This window comes from Dyella lipolytica (assembly GCF_030160075.1).
Lineage (GTDB): Bacteria > Pseudomonadota > Gammaproteobacteria > Xanthomonadales > Rhodanobacteraceae > Dyella_B > Dyella_B lipolytica.
In genome coordinates, this window is record NZ_BSNQ01000003.1 from 927,646 (window position 1) to 949,067 (window position 21,422).

20 protein-coding genes and 1 pseudogene are annotated in these 21,422 nt (G+C 56.6%); 17 read left to right on the top strand and 4 right to left on the bottom strand.

Going from position 1 to position 21,422, the window contains the following annotated elements:
* Positions 1-43: 43 nt before the first annotated feature.
* From QQL64_RS18240 to QQL64_RS05560, 5 genes and pseudogenes are all read left to right on the top strand, one after another.
* A pseudogene (locus tag QQL64_RS18240) lies at positions 44-340 on the top strand (winged helix-turn-helix domain-containing protein); the annotation flags it as partial.
* A 192-nt stretch (positions 341-532) separates the two neighbouring features.
* Positions 533-2,869, top strand: coding sequence for an ATP-binding protein (locus QQL64_RS05545; RefSeq protein WP_284396744.1), 2,337 nt, complete (start codon positions 533-535; stop codon positions 2,867-2,869).
* Between the two features lie 254 nt (positions 2,870-3,123).
* Positions 3,124-3,900 (top strand): hypothetical protein, encoded by a 777-nt coding sequence (locus QQL64_RS05550; protein ID WP_284396746.1) that lies wholly within the window; start codon positions 3,124-3,126, stop codon positions 3,898-3,900.
* Positions 3,901-4,185: 285 nt separating this feature from the next.
* Complete coding sequence (locus QQL64_RS05555; protein WP_284396749.1) at positions 4,186-5,238, top strand: alpha/beta fold hydrolase; 1,053 nt, start codon at positions 4,186-4,188, stop codon at positions 5,236-5,238.
* A 93-nt stretch (positions 5,239-5,331) separates the two neighbouring features.
* Positions 5,332-5,667 (top strand): hypothetical protein, encoded by a 336-nt coding sequence (locus tag QQL64_RS05560; protein WP_284396751.1) that lies wholly within the window; start codon positions 5,332-5,334, stop codon positions 5,665-5,667.
* Between the two features lie 107 nt (positions 5,668-5,774).
* Here QQL64_RS05560 and QQL64_RS05565 read toward each other — a convergent pair whose 3' ends face one another.
* Positions 5,775-6,680 carry an NmrA/HSCARG family protein gene (locus QQL64_RS05565; protein ID WP_284396753.1) on the bottom strand — a complete coding sequence of 302 codons (906 nt, stop codon included), beginning with the start codon at positions 6,678-6,680 and terminating at the stop codon, positions 5,775-5,777.
* Positions 6,681-6,789: 109 nt separating this feature from the next.
* Here QQL64_RS05565 and QQL64_RS05570 point away from each other — a divergent pair, with 109 nt between their 5' ends.
* On the top strand, positions 6,790-7,701 hold the full coding sequence (locus tag QQL64_RS05570) for a LysR family transcriptional regulator (protein WP_284396755.1): 912 nt from the start codon (positions 6,790-6,792) through the stop codon (positions 7,699-7,701).
* A 210-nt stretch (positions 7,702-7,911) separates the two neighbouring features.
* On the opposite strand, the gene QQL64_RS05575 is transcribed toward QQL64_RS05570, so the two are convergent.
* Positions 7,912-8,289: a hypothetical protein gene (locus QQL64_RS05575; RefSeq protein ID WP_284396758.1), complete on the bottom strand. Its 378-nt coding sequence runs from the start codon at positions 8,287-8,289 to the stop codon at positions 7,912-7,914.
* A gap of 133 nt (positions 8,290-8,422) precedes the next feature.
* On the opposite strand from QQL64_RS05575, the gene QQL64_RS05580 reads away from it, so the two are divergent.
* Positions 8,423-9,418, top strand: coding sequence for a sensor histidine kinase (locus QQL64_RS05580; protein ID WP_284396761.1), 996 nt, complete (start codon positions 8,423-8,425; stop codon positions 9,416-9,418).
* A gap of 6 nt (positions 9,419-9,424) precedes the next feature.
* Here the strand turns inward: QQL64_RS05580 and QQL64_RS05585 are convergent, their stop codons facing one another.
* The gene (locus tag QQL64_RS05585) at positions 9,425-10,057 is read right to left on the bottom strand and encodes a response regulator (protein WP_284396763.1); all 633 of its coding nucleotides are present in this window, start codon (positions 10,055-10,057) and stop codon (positions 9,425-9,427) included.
* A gap of 445 nt (positions 10,058-10,502) precedes the next feature.
* Here QQL64_RS05585 and QQL64_RS05590 point away from each other — a divergent pair, with 445 nt between their 5' ends.
* The 8 genes from QQL64_RS05590 to QQL64_RS05625 all read left to right on the top strand — a co-directional run bounded on the left by QQL64_RS05590 (position 10,503) and on the right by QQL64_RS05625 (position 17,921).
* The gene (locus QQL64_RS05590) at positions 10,503-11,339 is read left to right on the top strand and encodes an alpha/beta fold hydrolase (RefSeq protein WP_284399654.1); all 837 of its coding nucleotides are present in this window, start codon (positions 10,503-10,505) and stop codon (positions 11,337-11,339) included.
* Between the two features lie 59 nt (positions 11,340-11,398).
* The gene (locus tag QQL64_RS05595) at positions 11,399-12,085 is read left to right on the top strand and encodes a hydrolase (protein WP_284396765.1); all 687 of its coding nucleotides are present in this window, start codon (positions 11,399-11,401) and stop codon (positions 12,083-12,085) included.
* A gap of 56 nt (positions 12,086-12,141) precedes the next feature.
* Entirely contained in the window at positions 12,142-12,435 is a 294-nt protein-coding gene (locus QQL64_RS05600) for a XapX domain-containing protein (protein ID WP_284396768.1), read from the top strand.
* The gene (locus tag QQL64_RS05605) at positions 12,432-14,312 is read left to right on the top strand and encodes an amidohydrolase (RefSeq protein WP_284396770.1); all 1,881 of its coding nucleotides are present in this window, start codon (positions 12,432-12,434) and stop codon (positions 14,310-14,312) included. Before QQL64_RS05600 ends, QQL64_RS05605 begins: the two co-directional genes overlap by 4 nt.
* Entirely contained in the window at positions 14,312-14,746 is a 435-nt protein-coding gene (locus QQL64_RS05610; RefSeq protein WP_284396773.1) for a DoxX family protein, read from the top strand. Before QQL64_RS05605 ends, QQL64_RS05610 begins: the two co-directional genes overlap by 1 nt.
* 32 nt (positions 14,747-14,778) lie before the next feature.
* The gene (locus tag QQL64_RS05615) at positions 14,779-15,693 is read left to right on the top strand and encodes a glyoxalase (protein ID WP_284396775.1); all 915 of its coding nucleotides are present in this window, start codon (positions 14,779-14,781) and stop codon (positions 15,691-15,693) included.
* 109 nt (positions 15,694-15,802) lie between these two features.
* Positions 15,803-17,221 carry an alginate export family protein gene (locus QQL64_RS05620; protein ID WP_284396778.1) on the top strand — a complete coding sequence of 473 codons (1,419 nt, stop codon included), beginning with the start codon at positions 15,803-15,805 and terminating at the stop codon, positions 17,219-17,221.
* A 22-nt stretch (positions 17,222-17,243) separates the two neighbouring features.
* On the top strand, positions 17,244-17,921 hold the full coding sequence (locus QQL64_RS05625; RefSeq protein WP_284399657.1) for a YoaK family protein: 678 nt from the start codon (positions 17,244-17,246) through the stop codon (positions 17,919-17,921).
* 349 nt (positions 17,922-18,270) lie between these two features.
* On the opposite strand, the gene QQL64_RS05630 is transcribed toward QQL64_RS05625, so the two are convergent.
* Positions 18,271-19,695, bottom strand: coding sequence for an aminotransferase-like domain-containing protein (locus QQL64_RS05630; protein ID WP_284396783.1), 1,425 nt, complete (start codon positions 19,693-19,695; stop codon positions 18,271-18,273).
* Positions 19,696-19,802: 107 nt separating this feature from the next.
* Between QQL64_RS05630 and QQL64_RS05635 the strand changes: the two genes are divergently transcribed.
* Positions 19,803-20,705, top strand: coding sequence for a DMT family transporter (locus QQL64_RS05635; protein WP_284396786.1), 903 nt, complete (start codon positions 19,803-19,805; stop codon positions 20,703-20,705).
* On the top strand, positions 20,690-21,388 hold the full coding sequence (locus tag QQL64_RS05640) for a hypothetical protein (protein WP_284396788.1): 699 nt from the start codon (positions 20,690-20,692) through the stop codon (positions 21,386-21,388). Before QQL64_RS05635 ends, QQL64_RS05640 begins: the two co-directional genes overlap by 16 nt.
* Positions 21,389-21,422 lie beyond the last annotated feature (34 nt).

A 21,422-nucleotide genomic window follows, 5' to 3' on the forward strand; every position in this document is an offset into this window, starting at 1 on the left:
ATCCTGGGCACAGTGTCGGCGGCGATTGGCGGATATCTAACATATGGCAAGCGAGACGCAGTGGGTAAACGGAGATATTTCTTTCGGCCCATTTCGCTTGTCGAGGCTTGAAGAGCGTTTGGAGTGCAATGGCAATCCGGTCCACATTGGGGCGCTGGCATTCCAAATTCTGACGCATCTTGTAGAGCATTCCGGGGAAGTCGTCAGCAAGCAGGCTCTCATGGATGTCGCATGGCCCAATCTTTCCGTAGATGAAAGAAATTTGTTCTTTCATATCCACATACTTAGGAAGGCTCTAGGAGATGGTGGGGATCGATACATTTTAAGCGTGCCTCGAAAGGGTTACTGTTTCGTAGGGCCCATCACAAGGCACGACGATACTCATTCGAATTCACGACTTACAATCTTTCCCATCGGACCGCCCCGTGCGATACCTCGACCTCTTCCGTTAATTGGTCGTGCACTATCGATCGAAGAAATAGTTGTACTGCTTTCTTCTCACCGAGTCGTGAGTGTGACTGGACCGGGTGGGATGGGAAAGACATCCGTCGCAATCACAGTTTCCCGGCAACTTGCGTCGACATTTCGCGATGGTGCTTGTTTTGTAGAGCTTGGGCCCGTTGAAGATCAGGCTCGTGTGGCAGAGGCTTTTGCTATTGCCCTCGGTCTACCAGTCAAGAAAACACATCCGTTGGACGATATCTTACATTTCGTCGAATTGAAGGAAATGTTGATACTCGTAGACGGATGCGAGCATGTAATCGACGAAAGCGCAGAGCTTATTCAAGCGATTGTATCCGGCAGTGTCGGCGTTCGCATTCTCTCAACTAGCAGAGAGGCGTTGAGGATAGAAGGTGAATGGGTGTTCCAATTGCCCCCACTGACTTCTGCTCCGATAGGTAAAGGATTATCTGCGTCCGCCATAGCTAGCTATCCCGCAATTCAGCTCTTTGTCGAACGAGCCGAGATGGCGATGAATGCCGCACTGTCGGATCGGGACATTGACTTGCTGGTGCCAATTTCTAACAAACTAGATGGATTGCCTCTTGCGATAGAGCTTGCAGCCTCTCAAGTTTCAGCAATAGGGCTAGAAAAGCTAGCCGATGCGCTTGGGGAGCCCGCTGTTTTGGAATGGGCAAGAAAGGGCATCGTTCCGCCAGGGCATCAGACCCTCAGCGCAATGCTTGATTGGAGCTGTCAGCGACTGACCGATCAGGAACACTGCATGTTGCTGCATCTATCGGTATTTAGAGGATCTTTCGAATTTGATGCTGCAATATTGATGATGCAAGAGACGATGGATGGCACCGAAGCGGCAATTGTACTCTCGCAGCTAGCCGCCAAATCATTGTTGCACGTTGATCGAACTGAAGTTGTTGTGCGGTATCGACTTCTTGATACCACGAAGGCCTATGCGCGCTTCAAGCTGATGGGGTCAGGTGATTATGCTGATGCATGTCGTAAACACGCTCGTCTATACGTGGCTGCTTTAGCCGGCCTTCAAGATCCAAATTCGGATCGTCTACTACTGAAAGCCCTCGCAGGACAGATTGAAGATATTACGGCCGCCATTTCGTGGGGATTCCAGTCCGATGGCGATATCTCGCTCGCTGTGGATCTGGTTGTTGGCAGCATTCCGGTTTGGCAATTTCTCCACCTGCTTCAGGACAGAAAGGTCTACATTGAAAAGGCTCTTGCCCATCTCGATCAAGTTAACGTAAGTGTGGATGTTGAGCTGACTCTTCGATGCAGTCTGGCATTCACGATTATGCTGATATCGGGCTTTACAGAGGAATTCACTGTCGCGTGGTGGCGAGTCCATGATGTCGCTGAAGCTACGCAGCGAGTGGATATGCAAATTGTTGCTCTGTTGCGTCTATGGTCGCAACAGGTACTGCTGTCAGATGCGCAGAAGGCTGATGATTTCTCAAATAAGTTCCAACGCCTTGCGCAAACGAGTGAAGGAGCATTGTGGACCGGAATAGCTGACTGGTATCGCGGTTATCTGAGGTATCAGTCTGGCGACTTCCTGGGCGCGCGAATCTTTCTTGAACGAGCTGCGAGCGAAAGTAGGCCATCTTCGATAGATATCCAGCAGAAGGTCTATGGTTACGATTGTCGAGTAAGTGCCATGTCGCATTTATCTAACACGATCCTCTTGCTAGGAGATGTTGGGCGTGCCACAGAAGTTGCTAAGCAGGCTGTCGAGCTGGGGTTGTCTGAAGCGGATGATGTTTCGATATGTAGCGCTCTTTCCGTGGCAACGCACAATCTTATTTTGATAGGCAACATCGAAGAGGCGGAATCCTTAGCTCGGGAGTTTCTTAAACAAGCAGAGGAGCGCGCGCTAGGCAATTTCTACAGTCTCGCTCACGCCTACACTGGCTTACTCAAGCTATGGACGGGCGACAGGGGAGGGCTCAAGCAGGTGGACGATAGCCTGGTTCATATGACGAACCTGGGATATCCAGCTTGGGTGCGCGCATTCACAGTCGAGCGTCTACACGTCCTGATCGAGCAGGATCTTGTTAGAACGACTGGCATGGGTGCGGCAGAGCTAAGCACATCTGAAGCGGACTTATGGGGTTGGTACTTAGCGGAAGCTATTCGCTTAAACGGCCGGCTTGCTCAGATCAATGGCGATATCTTGGAGGCCGAAAGACTGTTTCTTGCTGCCTTAGAAGTTGCTCGTTCGCAGTCATCGCCATTTTGGGAATTGCGAGCGGCAAATGACCTTGTGCAGCTATGGTCTTACGATAAAAGAATACATAGCGGCCGCGTTCTACTTGAGGATATTTGTTCAAAGTTCTCGAGTGACAAGCCCACAAAGGATCTGATACGCGCGAAATATCTTCTCCGCAACTTTTGACCCTACTGCGTATTCCGCTAGTGGCGGGATGCAGGCGCTCGATCCACGAAAATTCATATGATGCTGACGATCTTGCCGGGCATTCTTCCGGCACGCGACGCTGTCACGAATAATTTTAAAAATCAATGCATTGCGTGCAACGATTCTGACACCATGGATTGCGCGCATACTCAATGAACTTCGCCCGCCCGAAGTGGACGTGATCAGGGGCCTCAAGCCAACCATGCAGGGCAACAGCCCTAAGCGAGGTTCTTATGAACAGCATCACACCTTGGCTAGCGTTGTCGTTCACGCTGTTATGTGCCGCCGGAGTTCAGGCGGCGGATACGAATAATGCAACTATTGTGCGGGTCTACACCGATATCGTGGCACCTGCAGATCAACAGGCCTATGAAACAGGCGTCAAAAGCTTCAATCAATGCCTGCATCAACATGGCTTTAAGTACACGTGGACAGCATGGACCCACGAGACGGGAGATACTTACGCTTATTCGTATACCTCCGACCCACTTTCATGGGAAAGCTTTGATGCGATGAACGTTGCAGGCAAGGTATGCGATCAATCGCTCAGGGCGGCCGTCAATCCGCATTTGAAAAGCGAGACAAGCGCATTTGTCGAAATGATGTCGGAATTGAGTCACATGCCCAAAGGCATGGGGCTGTCATCGGCCTTGATTGAAGTCACGTTTTTCAAACTTAAGCCTGGCCATGAAGCAACGGAAGCATTCGCGGCGGCTGCGAAAAAAATCGCCGCCGCTGCCGAAAAATCCAATTGGACTATTAACTACATGATTGGAAAAGTTCGAGAAGGCGATGAAAACTCACCCGACTTTATCCTGATAAGCCCCGCCAAAAGCTGGGCGGATCTTGGCAAAGACCCCGACCCCACTGTGTGGAAGATGGTCGAGAACGTCTACGGAAAGGAAAGCGGCCAAGCGATCCGAAAATCCGTCAATGATGCTATGCAGAGCGTGTCGTCGCACGTAGATAGCTACAACGCCGATTTGACGTACACGTCACCCGGTAAATGATTAGCAGCCTTCGACTTGAGCGGCCCGCACTGCGGGCCGCTTATTCTTGGGATTTGCGGAATCGCAACGCTGTCCAGGTTGCTCGATACGTTGCCGGATGAAAGGGTTTTGTATCGAAATGTATGCGAATTCGCCCGCGACACACTTCGGTACCTTTAAACGCGTCGCAAGACATATTCGAGACGATTCTTCTTGGTCTCCTATGCATACCGAACGACCCCTCTTGCCGCCAGCGCATGAATGCCGGTGTTGCGAAGTGAACCGTTTTAATCCCCGGAGACGCCCATGTATAAGAAGTTGAAACTCACCCGCCGCAGTGTCGTAAGCGCGGCCGTCGTAGCGATCTTGGCAGCTCAAATGGGCACGTTGAGCAGTGCGTATGCCCAATCTACACAACCGAAGTTAGCCCAGCCAGACATCTCACTCTCTGCGTCGCATGACCCATGGGGACCGCTCAAGCATGTCCACGCAGGCGTGCTGGATGTCGCTTACGCCGAGATGGGGCCGGCCAACGGCCCCGTGGTGATTCTCCTGCATGGATGGCCTTACGACATTCACAGCTATCAAGATGTCGCGCCGGCACTGGCAGCGAAAGGTTACCGCGTGCTGGTTCCCTATGCGCGTGGCTACGGCGAAACGCGTTTTCTGTCCAATAGCACCATGCGAAACGCTGAACCCGCCGCGCTGGCCGTGGATGCCATTGACTTTATGGACGCACTACACATCAAGCGCGCGGTATTCGGTGGCTTCGATTGGGGTGCGCGCTCAGCGGATATCGTTGCGGCGTTGTGGCCGGAACGCGTGAAAGCGTTGGTAAGCGTGAGCGGTTACCTCATTGGCAGTCAGGAATCGGGCAGGACTCCGTTACCACCTAAAGCCGAATATCAGTGGTGGTATCAGTATTACTTTGCCACCCAACGTGGTTACATCGGTTACGAGAAAAACCATCATGACTTTGCCAAGTTAATCTGGCAGCTCGCTTCACCGAAGTGGAACTTTGACGACACTATCTACGAGCGCAGCGCTCGCGCGCTTGATAACCCGGACCATGTGGCCATCACGATTCACAACTATCGCTGGCGATTGGGCCTGGTCAATGGCGAAGCGAAATACGACAAGCTGGAGCAACGGCTGGCCCAAGCTCCGAAAATTTCGGTGCCGACCATCACGCTGGAGGGTGACGCCAACGGCGCACCGCATCCGCAGCCGGAGGCGTATGCCAAGCAGTTCATTGGCAAGTATCAGTTTCGGCTGATTACCGGCGGCATCGGTCATAACTTGCCGGAGGAGGCGCCGCAGGCGTTCACCCAGGCCGTGATCGACGCGGATAATCTTTGAGACGAATGGGTCGGAAGCGGAACACGACGATGTCCGTTTCCGACCCGAAGCGGACATCGACAAGAGAGCTGTGAAACAGGGGATAATGACGTCATGGCTGATGACATCGAATCCAAATTAGTTTGGGATGAAGTGTTGGCCTCAAAACTTGTGGGCAAGCTGATGTTGATCGGGCTTACCCATTCGGACGCGGAAAATAAGCACACACATCAAGAGCAAATCTTTGGCCGAGTCGTTAGCACCGGACGAACATCGGGTATTAAGCTGCTGCTTGAGGGAAATCGTGATGGCGAGGTCTTCGACCTTCCGCCCGATACGCGATCCATTCAAGAAGCTTCGCCTGGCGAATATCGACTGCGGTCAACAGGGGAAGTGGTGACTGATCCCGACTATACGGTCACCTACTTAATTCAGAGCCTGAAAGACTAAGTTTTACCGGAGATCTGACACTGCCCGTCTTCCAGTTGAGTGCACTTCGAACAGGCCAGCTGCTCGAAGTGCACCTCAAGGGTACTTTCCATTTGGGAGACGTGTTTTCAGGCGGGCGTCGGAAGCGCGAAGTTCGCTTTGGACCAAGCGGCAAAGTTGGTCGGCTGTTGACCGGCGACCTTGTTGGCCAACGCGATCGCACTGCGCGAATCCGAGCCAAGATAGGTATGCGCTTCGAAGTAGGCGAGCATCGCCGCCACGTCATCAGCACCAGGGAACCAGCTAGCGAAGACATCCCGCGGGACTTGCTTGAACGAGACCTTGTGACCTTGTCGATTCAACGTGGCAAGGACCTCGTTGAAGCTCAGAAAATCGCCGACCAGCGGCAGATGTTCACCGTGTCCCGCCAGTTCCGGCTGCGCGAACGCACCAGTCACGAGGCGGCCGAGTTCAGTAATGTCGCCCATGTGGATGACGCGTCGCTCGGGATCGAGCGGCAACGCCCAGCCCGCGACACCGTCCGGCTGCTGCTGCGGAGCCATGGCGCCGAGCAGGTTTTGGTAATAGAACGGCGCGATCACGAACGTGTGGTAAGTAAATCCCGCCTCTTTCACGATGCGCTCGACGTTCGCCTTGTGCGTGAAATGCGGAACATCGATCGCGCCACCGCTGATCGTCTCCACGTTAGGGAGCGTCGACCAGATAAGGTGCTGCACGCCAGCAGCTTTCGCAGCGTTCACGGCGGCGATCGCCTGCTTGCGCTCATCCGCGCCGGCTTCCCAGGCATTGGTCACCAGAAAAACTCCGTGGGCTCCGGCAAACGCAGCTTTGAGCGTTTCCGGACGATTGAAATCCGCCAGGACGACTTCGTCGCCCAGCTTGGGGTGCTTGGCCGGATCGCGCGTCAACGCGCGCACTTTGAATTGACCGCTGGCCTGCAGGGCGCGCAACACTGCGCCACCTTGCTGACCGGTTGCACCGACGACGGCGATAAGTTTCTGAGTGTTCGACATGGTTGCTCTCCAATGAGCGACTTGATAGGTGGAGAACAACATGGGCTTTCGATGCCCATCTTTGAAGCCTATATTATTCGATGTCATCCATCGGTTTGGGAGATAGATCATGTTGGACGGTGTAACCCTCGATCAGCTCCGCACGTTCATCGCCGCTGCCGAGCAGGGCAGTTTTTCCGCCGCTGGCCGTAAGCTTCGACGTGCTCAGTCCGTCGTTAGCCAAACCATGGCGAATCTCGAAGGGCAACTCGGCGTGGCCTTGTTCGATCGCAGCGCCCGTTATCCAACCCTCACTGAAGGTGGGCGTGCGTTGCTACAGGACGCGCGTGCGGTCGCAGAGCAGATGGATGGTTTCAAAGCTCGCGCAAAGACGTTGCGCGAGGGGCTCGAGCCAGAACTTTCGCTCTCCATCGATGTGATGTATCCCATGAGTGAACTGATCGAGGCGGTCGCCAAGTTTCGCATCACGTTTCCGCACACACCGTTGCGGGTGTTCGTCGAGGTGCTCGGCGCGGTCATTGAGCCGGTGCTGCAGGGTAGCTGCCAGATCGGCATCGTTGGCTCGCTGCCGGTGCTTCCCGAAACTGTGCGTAGCGAGTTCTTGCTCGACGTACCACTGGTTACGGTGGTGTCGCCTTCGCATCCCCTGGCCTCATTCAAAGGCGTCATTCCCCAATCCGAACTGCAGCGGCACGTGCAGCTCGTGCTGACAGACCGATCGAGCCTTTCCAAGGGTCAGAACTACGGCGTGTTCTCGAAGAACACCTGGCGGCTCGCCGACATGGGTGCCCGGCACGCTTTTCTGCGCGCCGGGTTCGGCTTCGGCTTCATGCCGCGCTTCATGGTCGAGGACGATATCGCCAGCGGCAAGCTGTGCGCTGTTCGCATCGAGCTGCCAGGCAGCGTGAAGCCGTTGATCCCAATGCGTGCGGTGTACCGGAACGATGCGCCGCCCGGTCCGGCGGGCCGTTGGTTGATCGATCATCTCAATGGAAGCCGTCGCACGCGCAGTAAGAAGTGACGGGCGGGCTATGTATGGAGCGGCCGGCGAGCGGGCGTCGTTAACGGTGAAGTGCTCGCGTAAAGATAGCTGGAACACCTCCTCAAGGAGGTGACGGAATTCACTCGAATGAGGCGGCTCTGCGCAGCGCAATACGTCGCAGCAAAACATCGGACCTTTCGCTGCGAGGTTGAACTAGCTCTCACTCAGCCGTGCGCTGTATTTCGTCTCTTAGATATGCGTCCTGGGAGGGATCACTAAAACGCGATGGCCATAGAGCCGCGCATCCACCGAATATGCACCCGGGCCAAGTAGCAACGTCGCGGCTGCCATCAGCGTAAACGGAAGCGTCTGTGAAAGTGGTTCCAGATCTGATCGTATGATCGTCAAGCAGACGAGTTGAAAGCTCAGCCCGGCGACAATCGGCGTTAGGACACCGGCCAGCAGCGCAAGCGCGATGGCACCAGCGCACCAAACCTGCGACATTTCTCCTAACCATGGCAACAACTCGTGTCGAAGCAGCCATAATGACGCTGCCAGGGACACGCGTAGCAGAACGAGGCCAACGCCGGGCGAGCCGATGGGAAACATGGAATACAGGCGTTGCATGCGGGGAACCTATACGAGGCGGTACACCGCTTATTAATTCGATATCTTGGCGCTGCCACCACCCTCCAATGAGGGATGTACGCGTCAATATAGACATAATTAGATGAATCGTTCAGATACTGGGGTAGGGACCTTGGACAATCGCAGGCATCAAGGCGTTGCGCTACTGCTCATCATGATGATGGCCTTGCTTGAGTTCTGCTGGCCGGCATCGGCTGCGTCCAACGAGCCCACGTCCGCGGGCATCGCGGTCATTGCCGCCAACAACGATGGTCAGTGGAATCAGCAAGACGCAAGTGTCCGTTTCCAAATAGAGCGGACCTTCTATCAGACGCGTTTCTTCATAATCGCCTGCATTGTCGCAGTCATCCTGTTGGTGATCGGACTTGTCGTGTTGCAGATGCGGCAGATAGCGGCAAAGCTGCGTGATCGCCTGGAAGTGCGTCATGCCGAGCGCGAACGCATCGCGCGCGAGCTGCACGATACGTTGCTGCAAGGCATCCAGGGACTGATCTTGCGCTTTCAAGCAATCGCGGAGCATATCCCTGAGAAGGACCCCATACGCGTGATGATCGATCAGGCATTGGATCGTGCCGATGGGGTGCTGGTCGACGGACGAGATAGGGTGCGCGATTTGCGCATGACTGAAGGCACCGCTAAAGATCTTGCCGTGACCTTTGCGGCCCTAGGCAAGGAACTCTCAGCCGACTATCCGGTGACATTCAGGGTTGTATCGAGTGGCATACGACATGAGATCGATCCAGCGATCCGCGAGGAAATCTATCTGATCGGACGCGAGGCTTTGCTCAATGCCTTCCAGCATGCACAGGCGCGCGAGATTGAAGTCGAGCTCTGCTGCGACTTCAAGCAACTGCGTGTATGCGTGCGCGACGACGGTATTGGCATCGATCCGAAGATCCTCGATGCCGGAGGCAAACCGGGCCATTGGGGGCTTGTAGGCATGCGCGAGCGCGCAACTTGCGTTGGCGGTCAGTTGATGATTTGGGCGCGACCAGGAGCAGGCACCGATGTCGAGTTAACGGTTCCCGCTTCCATTGCCTATGTACGCAAGCACAGTGTCCGGTGGAAGCGCTTGAAGCACATGCTCAGCTGGGGCCGTGAAGCGTGAAGTCGTTTACGCATCAATGATGCCGCGGCGCATGGCAATCACTACGGCCTCGGTGCGGTCTCTGGCATTGATCTTCGCAAGAATGTTCTTCACGTGCGTCTTGACGGTCTCGACCGAGATGCCCATGTGCGTGGCAATCCGTTTGTTCGAATAACCACCTGCGACATGCCCGAGTACTTGCAGCTCACGCATGCTCAATACGTCATCGCCGACATGTTCGGCAATCACACGAGCCACTTCGCTTGGCACGTGCCGATGGCCGTCATGAACCTGACGAATGGTGAAAAGCAGATCCTTGCGCAGGGTGCTTTTTAATAGATAACCCACGGCCCCGGCCTTGAGCGCACGCGTTGCCTGCATGTCGCCCTGATAAGTAGTCAACACAATGATGCGTGCCTGGGGAAACTCGGCAAGGATGTTGCGTATGGCATCGATGCCGCCCATACCGGGCAACTGCAGATCCATCAACGTGATATCAGGTCGATGAATACGGAATTGGGAAATTGCCTCTTCGCCATCGACGGCTTCGGCAACCAACTCGATATCGCGTTGTGAGGCCAACACAGCGGCGACACCTTCCCGGAACAATGGATGGTCATCGACCATCATGATGCGAATGCGACGTTCCCCGCCATTCATCGTCGTGCCTCCAAGAGCGGATATTGCATGTCCAACCAATGCTCTCCGAGCGTCACAAGTCAATCACAATCTCGTGTTTAGGGCAATCCAAATCCCCCATCAGGGTGAGTGTTCCTTGCCTTGAAGAGGGCTTATGAGGCGGGAATTCTGCATGTAATGTCTCTCCATCGATTCCTGTCAACCTCGCGGAATCCCATGAACCTAACTCAAGCATATCGCGTGCCGTTTGCACGAGATCGTGCTGCTCGTACTACGTATTCGTGTGTATCCACTAGGGGGCAATGTGAGCATCGAGCATCCTGACAAAGAAATCGACGAACAGCGTCGCGCGCTGTTGTGCGGCGCCGCGTTAACGATTGCCACGATGGCGCTGCCTGCTGCAGTACGTGCTGCCAGTGTGCATCAGACAACCTTCGCATCATCAGTCCGTAATGGGAGCAGCAACATGGCCAGCATCAAAACGAAAGACGGCGTCGAGATCTTCTATAAGGACTGGGGCCCGAAGGACGCTCAGCCCATCGTGTTTCACCACGGTTGGCCTTTGTCGTCGGACGACTGGGACGCGCAAATGCTGTTCTTCCTTGCTAACGGTTATCGCGTTGTCGCGCATGACAGACGCGGTCACGGCCGCTCGGCGCAAGTGGGTACCGGTCACGATATGGACCATTACGCATCCGACGCTTCCGCAGTGGTCGAGCATCTCGATCTGAGGAATGGAGTCCACATCGGCCATTCGACAGGCGGTGGCGAGGTGGCGCGCTATGTCGCGAAGTACGGCGAGCCTCAGGGTCGAGTAGCCAAGGTCGTGCTTATTGCCGCCGTTCCTCCGCTCATGCTCAAAACCGATAAGAACCCGGGTGGCACTCCGATGGAGGTGTTCGACAGCTTACGCAAGGCGCTGGCCGCCAATCGGGCACAGTTTTTTCTCGATGTTCCTTCGGGCCCGTTTTATGGTTTCAACAGACCCGGTGCGACGGTCTCGCAAGGAATTATCCAGAATTGGTGGCGCCAGGGAATGATGGGCAGCGCGTTCGCCCATTACGAGGGCATCAAGGCCTTCTCCGAAACAGATCAAACGGACGATCTGAAAGCCATCACGGTACCCACTCTCGTGATGCAGGGCGACGATGACCAAGTCGTACCGTACAAAGATGCCTCATTACTGCAGGCCAAGCTGCTCAAGAATGGCACGCTCAAGATTTATCCGGGGTTCCCGCACGGGTTGATGACGACTCATGCCGACGTCATCAATACCGACTTGTTGAACTTTATCCGCGCCTGATGCGTCAGCGAACGATTCGCTATCCACAAAACACTGTTATTCCCTACGAGGAAATCCCCATGGTCCAGAAACGAAGCGAAAAGGGTCTTCTTACCCCCGACAATTGCGTGGTGGCTTTGATCGACCTGCAACCTCAGATGTTGTTTGGCGTCAACAGCCATGATCGCCAGACCATCATCAACAACAATGTTCTTCTCGCCAAAGCAGCCAGGGTATTCGGTGTTCCTGTCGTGCTGTCGACTGTGGAAAGCAAATCCTTCAGCGGCAACACATGGCCACAGCTGCTTGCGGCGCTGGCCGGCCAGACCCCCATCGAACGTTCGAGCATGAACTCATGGGACGATGCCAACTTCGTTGCGGCGATCCAGAAGAGCGGAAAGAAAAAGATTGTGCTTTCTGGCCTTTGGACGGAAACCTGCGTTGCACTCCCGACCGTGCAGGCCATTCATGACGGTTATGAGGTCTATGTGGTGGAAGATTGCTGCGGCGACGTCAGCACACTGGCGCATGACAATGCCATGAAGCGAGTCATCCAGGCGGGTGCCAAGCCGGTCACGGCTTTGTCGACGATGTTGGAGTGGCAACGCGACTGGGCGCAGAGGGATACTTACGACGCTGTGATGGACATCGTAAAGACGCATTGCGGCGCGTACGGCGTCGGCGTCGAATACGCCTATACGATGGTGCATGGCGCGCCGCCGACCAAGCTTCCCGATTACATAGTTCCTGCTGCCACGCATAAGTAGGGAAACCCCAAGCAGCCTGTAGAACTTTGTCTATCGTCAACGGTGCGGAGTGCATCATGAAACCTTATCTGATCTCGCTGGCCGTCGGACTATTAGTCGGCATCATCTATAGCCTGCTCAATGTGCGATCACCGGCACCGCCGGTGATCGCATTGGTGGGATTGCTTGGCATCCTTATCGGTGAACAGGTCCCACCGTTAGTTAAACAAGTGGTGGGACGGCAGACGACCGTGGCGATCTGGGTGGGCCAACAAGTCAAGCCGCATATCTTCGGCAAGTTGCCCAGCGGACAGACTCCGACTGATGCATCTGCGGACGATGCGCGTCTGGATAAAGGAGAAAAATCATGAGCCCGTCGTCTTCCGCACCGGACTTGATCCTGCATGGCGGCCGCTTTACCACGCTCGATGGCGCTAACCCCACAGTCAGCGCAGTGGCGATCGAGGCCGGCCGCTTCGCGGCGGTCGGCCGCGACAATGAGGTGCTTCCGTTGGCCGGTAGCAACACACGTGTCGTCGACCTCAAGGGTCGTTCAGCGCTGCCTGGGTTGATCGACAACCATCTGCACATTATCCGCGGTGGCCTCAACTTCAACATGGAGCTGAGGTGGGATGGCGTTCGCTCACTCGCCGACGCGATGGACATGCTTCGACGCCAGGTCGCGATTACCCCGCCACCGCAATGGGTGCGGGTGGTGGGCGGATTTACCGAGCACCAATTCGTCGAGAAGCGACTGCCGACGATCAACGAGCTCAATGCCGTGGCGCCGGATACGCCGGTGTTCCTGCTGCATCTCTACGATCGTGCGTTGCTCAATGCCGCCGCATTGAGAGCCGTCGGCTACACCAAGGACACGCCGGAACCACCTGGCGGGAAAATCGAGCGTGACAGCGCCGGAACCCCCACCGGCCTGCTGCTCGCGAAGCCCAATGCGGCCATTTTGTATGCCACGTTGGCGAAGGGACCGAAGCTGCCGTTCGAATACCAGCTCAACTCCACACGTCACTTCATGCGCGAACTGAATCGCCTGGGCGTGACCGGTGCGATCGACGCAGGCGGCGGCTTCCAAAATTATCCGGAAGATTACGAAGTGATCCGCAAGCTGTCCGAAGAAGGGCAGCTTACGATCCGTCTTGCGTATAACCTCTTCACACAAAAGCCGAAAGCGGAGAAAGAGGATTTTCTCAACTGGACGAAGACATCCAAGTACAAGCAAGGCGATGACTATTTCCGCCACAACGGCGCTGGCGAGATGCTGGTTTTTTCGGCCGCCGACTTCGAGGACTTTCGCCAGCCGCGCCCCGACATGCCGTCATCGATGGAGGGCGAGCTGGAGGACGTAGTGCGCGTACTGGCCGAGAATCGTTGGCCTTGGCGCATGCACGCGACGTACGACGAAACCATCACTCGCGCTTTGAATGTGTTCGAGCGCGTCAATCGCGATATTCCGTTGAAAGGGCTCAACTGGTTCTTCGATCACGCGGAAACCATTTCCGACCGATCCATCGACCGCATCGCCGCGCTCGGTGGTGGAATCGCTGTACAACATCGCATGGCCTATCAGGGCGAGTACTTTGTCGAACGCTACGGCGCCGCAGTGGCTGAGGCAACCCCGCCAGTGGCACGCATGCTGGAGAAAGGCGTCAAGGTATCGGCCGGTACGGACGCCACCCGCGTAGCGTCATACAACCCATGGGTGTCGCTGGCATGGCTGGTCACCGGTCGTACCGTGGGTGGTATGCGCCTTTATCCGCAGCGCAACTGCCTGGACCGCGAAACTGCGTTGCGCATGTGGACCCAGTACGTCACATGGTTCTCCAACGAGGAAGGCAAGAAGGGGCAGATCAAGGTCGGGCAGCTAGCGGATCTCATCGTGCCCAGCCGCGACTTCTTTGCCTGTGCCGAACAGGACATCGCGGACCTCACTTCGCATTTGACCGTCGTGGGCGGCAAGATTGTCTACGCTGCAGATATATTCAAGCATCTCGACGACACACCCTTACCACCCGCTATGCCGGATTGGTCGCCGGTGCGCACGTTTGGCGGATACGCGGCGTGGAGCGGTCCCACGCAACCCGTAATGCGTCAGGCGCATGCGTGCGGTTGCAGTGGCTGCAACGTTCATGGTCATGATCACATCGGCGCTTGGTCGTCCAAGCTTCCGATATCCGAAGCGGATCTCAAGTCGTTCTGGGGCGCGCTGGGTTGCGCGTGCTGGGCAGTCTAATGACTGCCCAACGCCACCGCACTGATACCCCAGCATTCATCAGTGCGTTGCTTGAATTGCGCGCGACAGCGTTTCTTGCGCGCGTAGCGCTTACCTTGCCGTTCTGGTGGAGTGGCGTCGATAAGCTCTTCCATCCCGCCGCCGCGCTGGCTGAAATCCACGCCATGGGTTTACCGGCATCATGGACGCTGTATGTGTTGCTGCTGATCGTGCAACTCGGTGGCTCGTTGGCCATCATTGTCAATCGCTACGCCTGGCTCGGTGCTGGCGCGCTAGCTGTATTCACCGCAATCTCGACCTACGTGGCGCATGCTTTCTGGAATCTGGAAGGCGCCGCACGTTTTGCCGAAATGAATGTTTTCATGGAGCACATCGCCTTGATCGCCGGCATGGCGTTCGCCGCGCTGTACTGTCATGAAGTCAAAGATCGTTAGCTGCCAGAATTCGACACCTTAGGAAGGCAATCATGCACACACCGTCGCGAATCCTCACGTTCAACACATGGCTGGCTGCATCGCTACTCGCGTTCTTCGCCTCAGTAGCCGACGCCAAACAAACCAACAGTGCACCAAGCCTGGCGGTCGGCGCACAGTACGACACCACGCATGTCTATGTGGCGCCGGGCGATTTTGATACGTTCGTCAACAGTTTCACCGCGACCTTTGGCGGCAAGCCGTCCAAGCGCGGCACGTTTAATGTGTTGCCTGTTCCCAGCAGCACTGAAGGGCAATATGTATGGACACCGGTCGGCACGCTGTCGACGTTTGCGTTTTTGACGCCGATTCCATATCCGTTCGGGCTGGAGCGCACCGGTTATCTAGTGACTGATATGGATCAGGCGATCAAGGAAGCGCGAGCGGCCGGTGCAGAAGTGATCGTCGACAAATTCAAAGACCCGATCGGTCTCGACGCGGTGATCCAGTGGCCCGGCGGCGTAAAAATGCAACTCTACTGGCATTTCACCGCGCCACAGTACGGCCAACTGGAAACCGTGCCCGATAACCGCATCTATGTTTCTGCGGATACGGTCGACACCTTCGTGCATGATTTTCTGCGCTTCTCGCATGGGAAAGTGGTGTCCGACGATCGCCAGGCTGATGCCGGCGAAATCGGAAAGCCCGGCCAGACCTACCGACGCATCCGCATCGAGTCCGGCTTCGGAAAGATGCAAGTCAACGTAACGGACGGCCATCTGCCGTACCCGTTCGGCCACGAGCTCACCGGCTATGAAGTGAAGGATCTCGATGCGACGTTGGCCAAGGCCGCGGCGGCCGGGGCGAAGGTGCTTTCTCCGCGTTATGACTCCAGCGATAGGAGTTCGGCCATCGTGCAATTCCCGGGTGGCTATATCGCGGAGATTCACGCGCCGAAAGCGCACTAGTTGTCCTTCGTGAGAAGTGCCCTGCGGGCTTTTTTTATAAGCCCGCGGGGCACATCGGTCCGGTGGATGCCGGTCCTTGGTTGATGGATCCCGGACAGGTGACCTTTCTGTGCTGACAAGCTGCATGTTGCTATTGAGCATGACCTGCACGGCGAATGTCGTCGATGTTGCGGACGCTCAAGATCCGGATACGACAAGCGAGCAAGCTGCGCCGCAGCGACCAGCGATTGACTTCTATCGTTGGCAGGAAGATTGGTCGGTGCTGGCCGATCCGCGCATTACTAGGGAACCAGGGGATTCCTTCAAATACATCCCGCTGTCGAAGACCGATCCAAAACGTTATCTGTCGTTCGGTGTCACCGTGCGCGAGCGCTTTGTAAGCGTGGATCCTGCCTTGTTCGACGTCAGAGGCGGCCATCGCGAAAATTACCTGTTGCATCGCCTCGAGCTTCACGCCGACGCGCATCTGACAGCGAACACGCGCTTGTTTGTGCAGTTGGAGAACGCGCTGGCTCCCGGCTTGGCCAAGCCTTCGCCGGTCGATGCCAATCGTCTGGACCTGCGGCTTTTGTTCCTGGACACGCAGCGCGACGTGGCCGGCGGCCTGCTCAAGCTGAGGGTGGGACGTCAAGAGATCGCCTTCGATCTACAGCGTTTCGTATCGGTTCGTGACGGGCCGAATGTGCGCCAGGCCTACGATGCTATCTGGGCCGATTACGAGCGGAACGATTGGCGCATCAGTGGTTTTGCGAGCCAACCGGTGCAATACCGTAACGAATCGGATTTCGACGATTACAGCAACCACCATCTGACTTTCAGCGGCGTCCGTGCGCAGCACCGCCTTACGGCGACCAGTGAACTGAGCATCAGCTTCTCGGATTTCCGCCAAGATGACGTGCATTTTCTTGCCGCTTCCGGTAACGAGGAGAGGCAGAATGTGGACATGCACTACAACGGTCACTTGCAGGGATTCGATTGGGACATCGAAGGTATGAAGCAGGGTGGACACATTGGTATGAAAGATGTCGATGCCTGGGCATTGGGTTCGCTTGCAGGTTACACGTTCACCGGTATCGGCTGGAGTCCGCGTCTTGGCGTGCAATTGGATGCGGCTTCCGGCGACCACAACCTGGCCGACGGACATGTCGGAACATTCAATCCCCTGTTCCCCAATGGCTATTACGTCACTATGTCCGGTTACACCGGCTACACCAATTTCATCCACTTCAAGCCGTCGTTGACCTTGACGCCCATCGACAACGTGAAACTCATCGCCAGCATCGGCATGCTGTGGAGGCAGACCACACAGGATGCGATCTACGTGCAGCCGGATATTCCGGTTCCCGGCACCGCCGGAGAACCGGGTCGACGAAGCAGCACCTATGGGCAGTTGGAACTCAGTTGGAATGCCACGCGAAGCCTGGCGTTCGGATTGGAAGCGGATCATTACGTCGTGGCATCGGCGTTACGCCACGCCGGTGGGCATGATTCAGACTACCTGGGTGCTGAGGTGCGCTGGGGATGGTGATGACTTGTCGATGGGCCGCGTGATGAAGAAACCTACACTGCCCACCTTGCTGAGCTTCAACGCCGGTTATGTCGATACCGCCGGCTTTCTCGCCTTGCACGGACTGTTTACTGCCCACGTCACCGGCAACTTCGTGACGCTGGGCGCAGCGCTCGTGCATGGCTCGTCCGGCGCGCTTGCCAAGCTTCTGGCGTTACCCGTTTTCTGCGTGATTGTCGTATTGGCCCGGCTACTGCGTTATGCGCTGATCGAACGGGGCATACCCGTACTGCGCACGCTGTTCATGCTGAAATTGCTGTTGCTCATCGCCGGTGCGGCCATGGCTTGGTATTTCGGTCCGTTCGCCGATGCAGATACTGCACCGGCTATCGTCACTGGCATGGTTTTTGTGTCCGCCATGGCACTTCAGAACGCGCTGCAGCGTGTGCATCTTTCCTATGCTCCGCCCACCACGCTGATGACGGGCACTACCACGCAGATCATGCTGGATCTCGCCGACAAGTGGCATGGCGTGAAAGGCGAGCAAAATGCGGCGGCCAACGCGCGTCTGGCACGCATGGCGACCAATGTCGGTGCGTTCGCCCTAGGCTGTGGCAGCGGGGCGTTGTTTTTTGCCACGGTCAGCGTCAAATGCTTCGTCTTGTTGCCGGTTATCGCCCTGCTGGCGTATGGCCACGAGGATGCCAACGCTTCGACCTGATTCGCATCTCGCGCACCTGCAAGGGCGGAAGACGGGCGATGTCTTTACCATTCATAACCTCGTCAAATTTGCCTGAGCCATTCGGCGGCAATTTGGTCTCACGGTAATTTCCTCGAATCAGAAGGGCGACATTCGAGGGCGTTGCCGTGTTGTGGTATCGGTGCACAGGTGGACGACACCTGAGAGGGGCCTGTTCAAAAATTTTGTATAGGCGGGCTCTTGTGAACTTCCGCCAGCGCAAACCGCATGGGTGATCTATGAGTGAAGGTGATTGGCCCGTGTTATGTGCCTGTCGACTATTGCGCTGGCCACGGAAGTCATGGTCATACGCCATGCGACCGACGATATTCTACCGAGCTATAACCTTCGATCCGTCGAGCTTGGTCACCAATTTCCCCAGTTCCTTCATGGCGCGGTCCAGCCGCTCATTCCACACCAGTCCGCAACTTAGCCTTACGTAATCGACATAGTCGCCTCGGCTGGAAAACAGCACACCAGGCGATGTGCGGATACCCTTCGACAACGCCGCCTCGGACAACACACGGCTATCGCCACGTGCGGGCAGTTGCACCCACAGCGACAAGCCTCCTTGTGGCTCGCTTGCGCGCGTATCGGAGGGCCAGTAACGCGCGATGGCTTCGAATAGGCGCTGCCCGTTATCCGCCAATGTTCGGCGAAGCCGGCGAAGATGTCGCTCCAGATCGTGGCGTTGCAGATAGTCCGACATGGCCAGCTGGGTAAGGCTGGTACCTCCCACCGTGGAGAAGAATTTGGCGCGCGCTAAGGCGTCTGTCCATTGGTTGCCCGCCAGCCAACCGAGGCGCAGACCGGGCGCCAGCATTTTGGAATACGAGCCACAGCTGATCACCATGCCTCGGGTGTCCCACCGGCGAAGCAGTGATGGGCGCTGCCCGGACCAAGCCAGCTCACCGTAGATATCGTCCTCGATGATGATGACACCGTGCCGGGCACAGCTGTCTACCAAGGCTCGTTTGTCGGCATCGCTCGTCAGGCTACCCAGTGGATTGTTGAAATTAGGTACCAAAACTGCCGCACGCACGGAGTTCTGCTGCAGCAGTTGGTCGAGGCGAGCCACGTTGATACCTTGGCCAGGCAGATTCGGAACTTCCAGCACCTTCAGATGCAATGCGGCGACTGCCTGAAGGATCCCGTGATAGGTCGGTGTTTCCACCAGCACTATGTCACCCGGTGAGGTAATGGTACGCAAGGCTAGGTCGATCGCCTCCATCGCGCCGGCAGTGATCACGATTTCTTCCGGTGATACCGGTGCGCCTACTTGTGCATAACGTTGGGCGATGAGACGTCGCAGTGCCAAGTGGCCTTGTGCCGGCGCGTATTCGAGCACCGCTGCTGGCGCGCGACGAAGGCAACGCGACACCGATGCCATTAACGCTCCTTGCGGTAGCAACTCGAGGGCAGGCGTCGCGCTATGCAGCGGAAGCAAGTCGCCGCGCGCACGTATTTCCGTGGCATCGAGCAGCGCGGGGTTGTTGACTTCGCCCGGTACTCGGCGTCTTGCAAGCGGGGAGGCCGGCAACTGCGGTGTCGATGCGCGCACGAAATAACCCGAGCGCGGCCGCGCTACTACCAAGCCTTCGCGCTCCAGTTGCAGGTATGTCTGAACCGCGGTGGCCGCACTGACGCCGTGTCCCTCCGCCAAGCGCCGGATCGATGGGAGGCGCTCGCCGGCGCGCAGCGTGCCGTGAGCGATTTGCGCGCGCAGTGCCGCGGCAACGCGTTCATAGAGAAGCATGGAGGGGACTCCATCTGTACTTGTCTATTTTGATTCTATCTGAATCTGTATCTGTCGCATCGTGAGCCTTACGCTGCCTCCCATCGTTCTGGAAAGCCCAGCCAACCATGACCCCTTCATCCCAGCCCAACGACAGGCGTGGCGCTGTCTTGCAACTGGTGTTTGCCGAGTGTTTGATCAGCTCGGTAGGTGTTTTCGTGCATGAAAGCCACCAAGACGCGTTTACGGCAGTGTTCTATCGCTGTCTGTTTGGCGGCCTGTTTCTGCTCGGCTGGGGGCTGGCCAAGGGCTACTTGCGAGGACTGTGGCACGAGCGCGTGTTACTCCGCGGGGCGGTGTTGAGCGGGGTATTGCTTGTGCTCAATTGGGTGGCGCTCTTTGCAGGCATGGCGCGATCGTCCATCGGAGTTGCCACGTTAGTTTATCAATGCTTCCCGTTCGTGATGCTGATTCTGGCAACGCTCGTGCAAGGTGAACGCACGCAGCCGGCCGACCTGGCATGGACGGTACTGGGTTTCGTTGGAGTGATCTGCACCAGCGATCCTGTCCGCCTTTTTCGGCACACGGAACAGAACTATCTCATCGGTGTTGGATTGGCGTTTCTCGCAGCGCTGTTCTGTGGCGTGTCGCTGTTGATGTCGCGTCAGATTGGCAAGGAGCGTCCGTTCGCTCTGGTCATGATCCAGTGCTGGGTTGGCGTTGCCATGCTCGCAGGCTTCAGCAGCAGTAGCGTGTTTCACATAGGGCTTCATTGGGCGTGGTTGCTTGGCCTTGGCGTGATCCATAGCGGGATCGTGTATGTGCTGTTCTATTCGACTTATCCGCGGCTGCCTGTGGTGACCATTGCCGTTGTCTCGTTTATCTATCCTCTGATGGCGCTGCTGTTGGACTACCTGCTGTACGGACATCGCCTGGTCCTGGTTCAGATGGCAGGTGTCGCGCTGATCGTGCTGGGCACGCTGGGCGTGAATCTGAAATGGCGGCCTGGCTTCGCATGGCGAACTACGTGATCGAACCGAAGTCCGGCTGTTTACATGCTTATTTATCAACACCACATGAGAGCTACCGAATGATTCACCACACACTTCGCCTCGCCGCGATCCTGACGTTGCTGTCCGCGACGAGCGCAATGGCGAGCACACTCCCGGCAGGCATTCCTCAGCTTGACCGAAATCGAGAAATCACCATGGCACTTAGCGCGGCACCGCCGGAGCTGCGAGTGGACGCTGGTGTTTACGTACTCGGGCCTTCCGGGTTCGTTTTGGTTCGAGCGAGTCGCAACGGTTTCAATTGCCTTGTCGAACGCGACATTCACGTCACCGCTCCCGTCTGTTACGACGCCGAGGGTTCACGCACCACCCTCCAGGCGAGCCTCGAACGAGCACGGATCATGGTGAGTGGCGTCGATGGCCCGAGCGTTGACCGCATGATCGACGCGGAGTACAGCGCAGGGCGTTTGCGGCCACCCGCAAAACCCGGCGTTGCTTACATGCTCTCCCATGACTTCGTGCAGCTCGATCCGAAAACGGGAGAGGCAAAGATCTTATATCCGCCGCACGTGATGGTGTATGCGCCGTTCTTGCGAAACGAAGACATCGGCGTCTCAAAACAATTCGTTCGCAGCACCACACACGTGTGGGTGGAGGCCGCAGGAAAACCCGATGCATGCCTCGTCTTTACAAGCGCACACTAACCTTATGGCGATGGCGATTAGGGGCTGTTATCGG

Coding starts and splice junctions, on each gene's coding strand:
- QQL64_RS05545 (WP_284396744.1), top strand. CDS start 533: ATGGGAAAGACATCCGTCGCAATCACAGTTTCCCGGCAACTTGCGTCG.
- QQL64_RS05550 (WP_284396746.1), top strand. CDS start 3,124: ATGAACAGCATCACACCTTGGCTAGCGTTGTCGTTCACGCTGTTATGT.
- QQL64_RS05555 (WP_284396749.1), top strand. CDS start 4,186: ATGTATAAGAAGTTGAAACTCACCCGCCGCAGTGTCGTAAGCGCGGCC.
- QQL64_RS05560 (WP_284396751.1), top strand. CDS start 5,332: ATGGCTGATGACATCGAATCCAAATTAGTTTGGGATGAAGTGTTGGCC.
- QQL64_RS05565 (WP_284396753.1), bottom strand. CDS start 6,680: ATGTCGAACACTCAGAAACTTATCGCCGTCGTCGGTGCAACCGGTCAG.
- QQL64_RS05570 (WP_284396755.1), top strand. CDS start 6,790: ATGTTGGACGGTGTAACCCTCGATCAGCTCCGCACGTTCATCGCCGCT.
- QQL64_RS05575 (WP_284396758.1), bottom strand. CDS start 8,289: ATGCAACGCCTGTATTCCATGTTTCCCATCGGCTCGCCCGGCGTTGGC.
- QQL64_RS05585 (WP_284396763.1), bottom strand. CDS start 10,057: ATGAATGGCGGGGAACGTCGCATTCGCATCATGATGGTCGATGACCAT.
- QQL64_RS05590 (WP_284399654.1), top strand. CDS start 10,503: ATGGCCAGCATCAAAACGAAAGACGGCGTCGAGATCTTCTATAAGGAC.
- QQL64_RS05595 (WP_284396765.1), top strand. CDS start 11,399: ATGGTCCAGAAACGAAGCGAAAAGGGTCTTCTTACCCCCGACAATTGC.
- QQL64_RS05600 (WP_284396768.1), top strand. CDS start 12,142: ATGAAACCTTATCTGATCTCGCTGGCCGTCGGACTATTAGTCGGCATC.
- QQL64_RS05605 (WP_284396770.1), top strand. CDS start 12,432: ATGAGCCCGTCGTCTTCCGCACCGGACTTGATCCTGCATGGCGGCCGC.
- QQL64_RS05610 (WP_284396773.1), top strand. CDS start 14,312: ATGACTGCCCAACGCCACCGCACTGATACCCCAGCATTCATCAGTGCG.
- QQL64_RS05615 (WP_284396775.1), top strand. CDS start 14,779: ATGCACACACCGTCGCGAATCCTCACGTTCAACACATGGCTGGCTGCA.
- QQL64_RS05625 (WP_284399657.1), top strand. CDS start 17,244: ATGAAGAAACCTACACTGCCCACCTTGCTGAGCTTCAACGCCGGTTAT.
- QQL64_RS05630 (WP_284396783.1), bottom strand. CDS start 19,695: ATGCTTCTCTATGAACGCGTTGCCGCGGCACTGCGCGCGCAAATCGCT.
- QQL64_RS05635 (WP_284396786.1), top strand. CDS start 19,803: ATGACCCCTTCATCCCAGCCCAACGACAGGCGTGGCGCTGTCTTGCAA.
- QQL64_RS05640 (WP_284396788.1), top strand. CDS start 20,690: ATGGCGAACTACGTGATCGAACCGAAGTCCGGCTGTTTACATGCTTAT.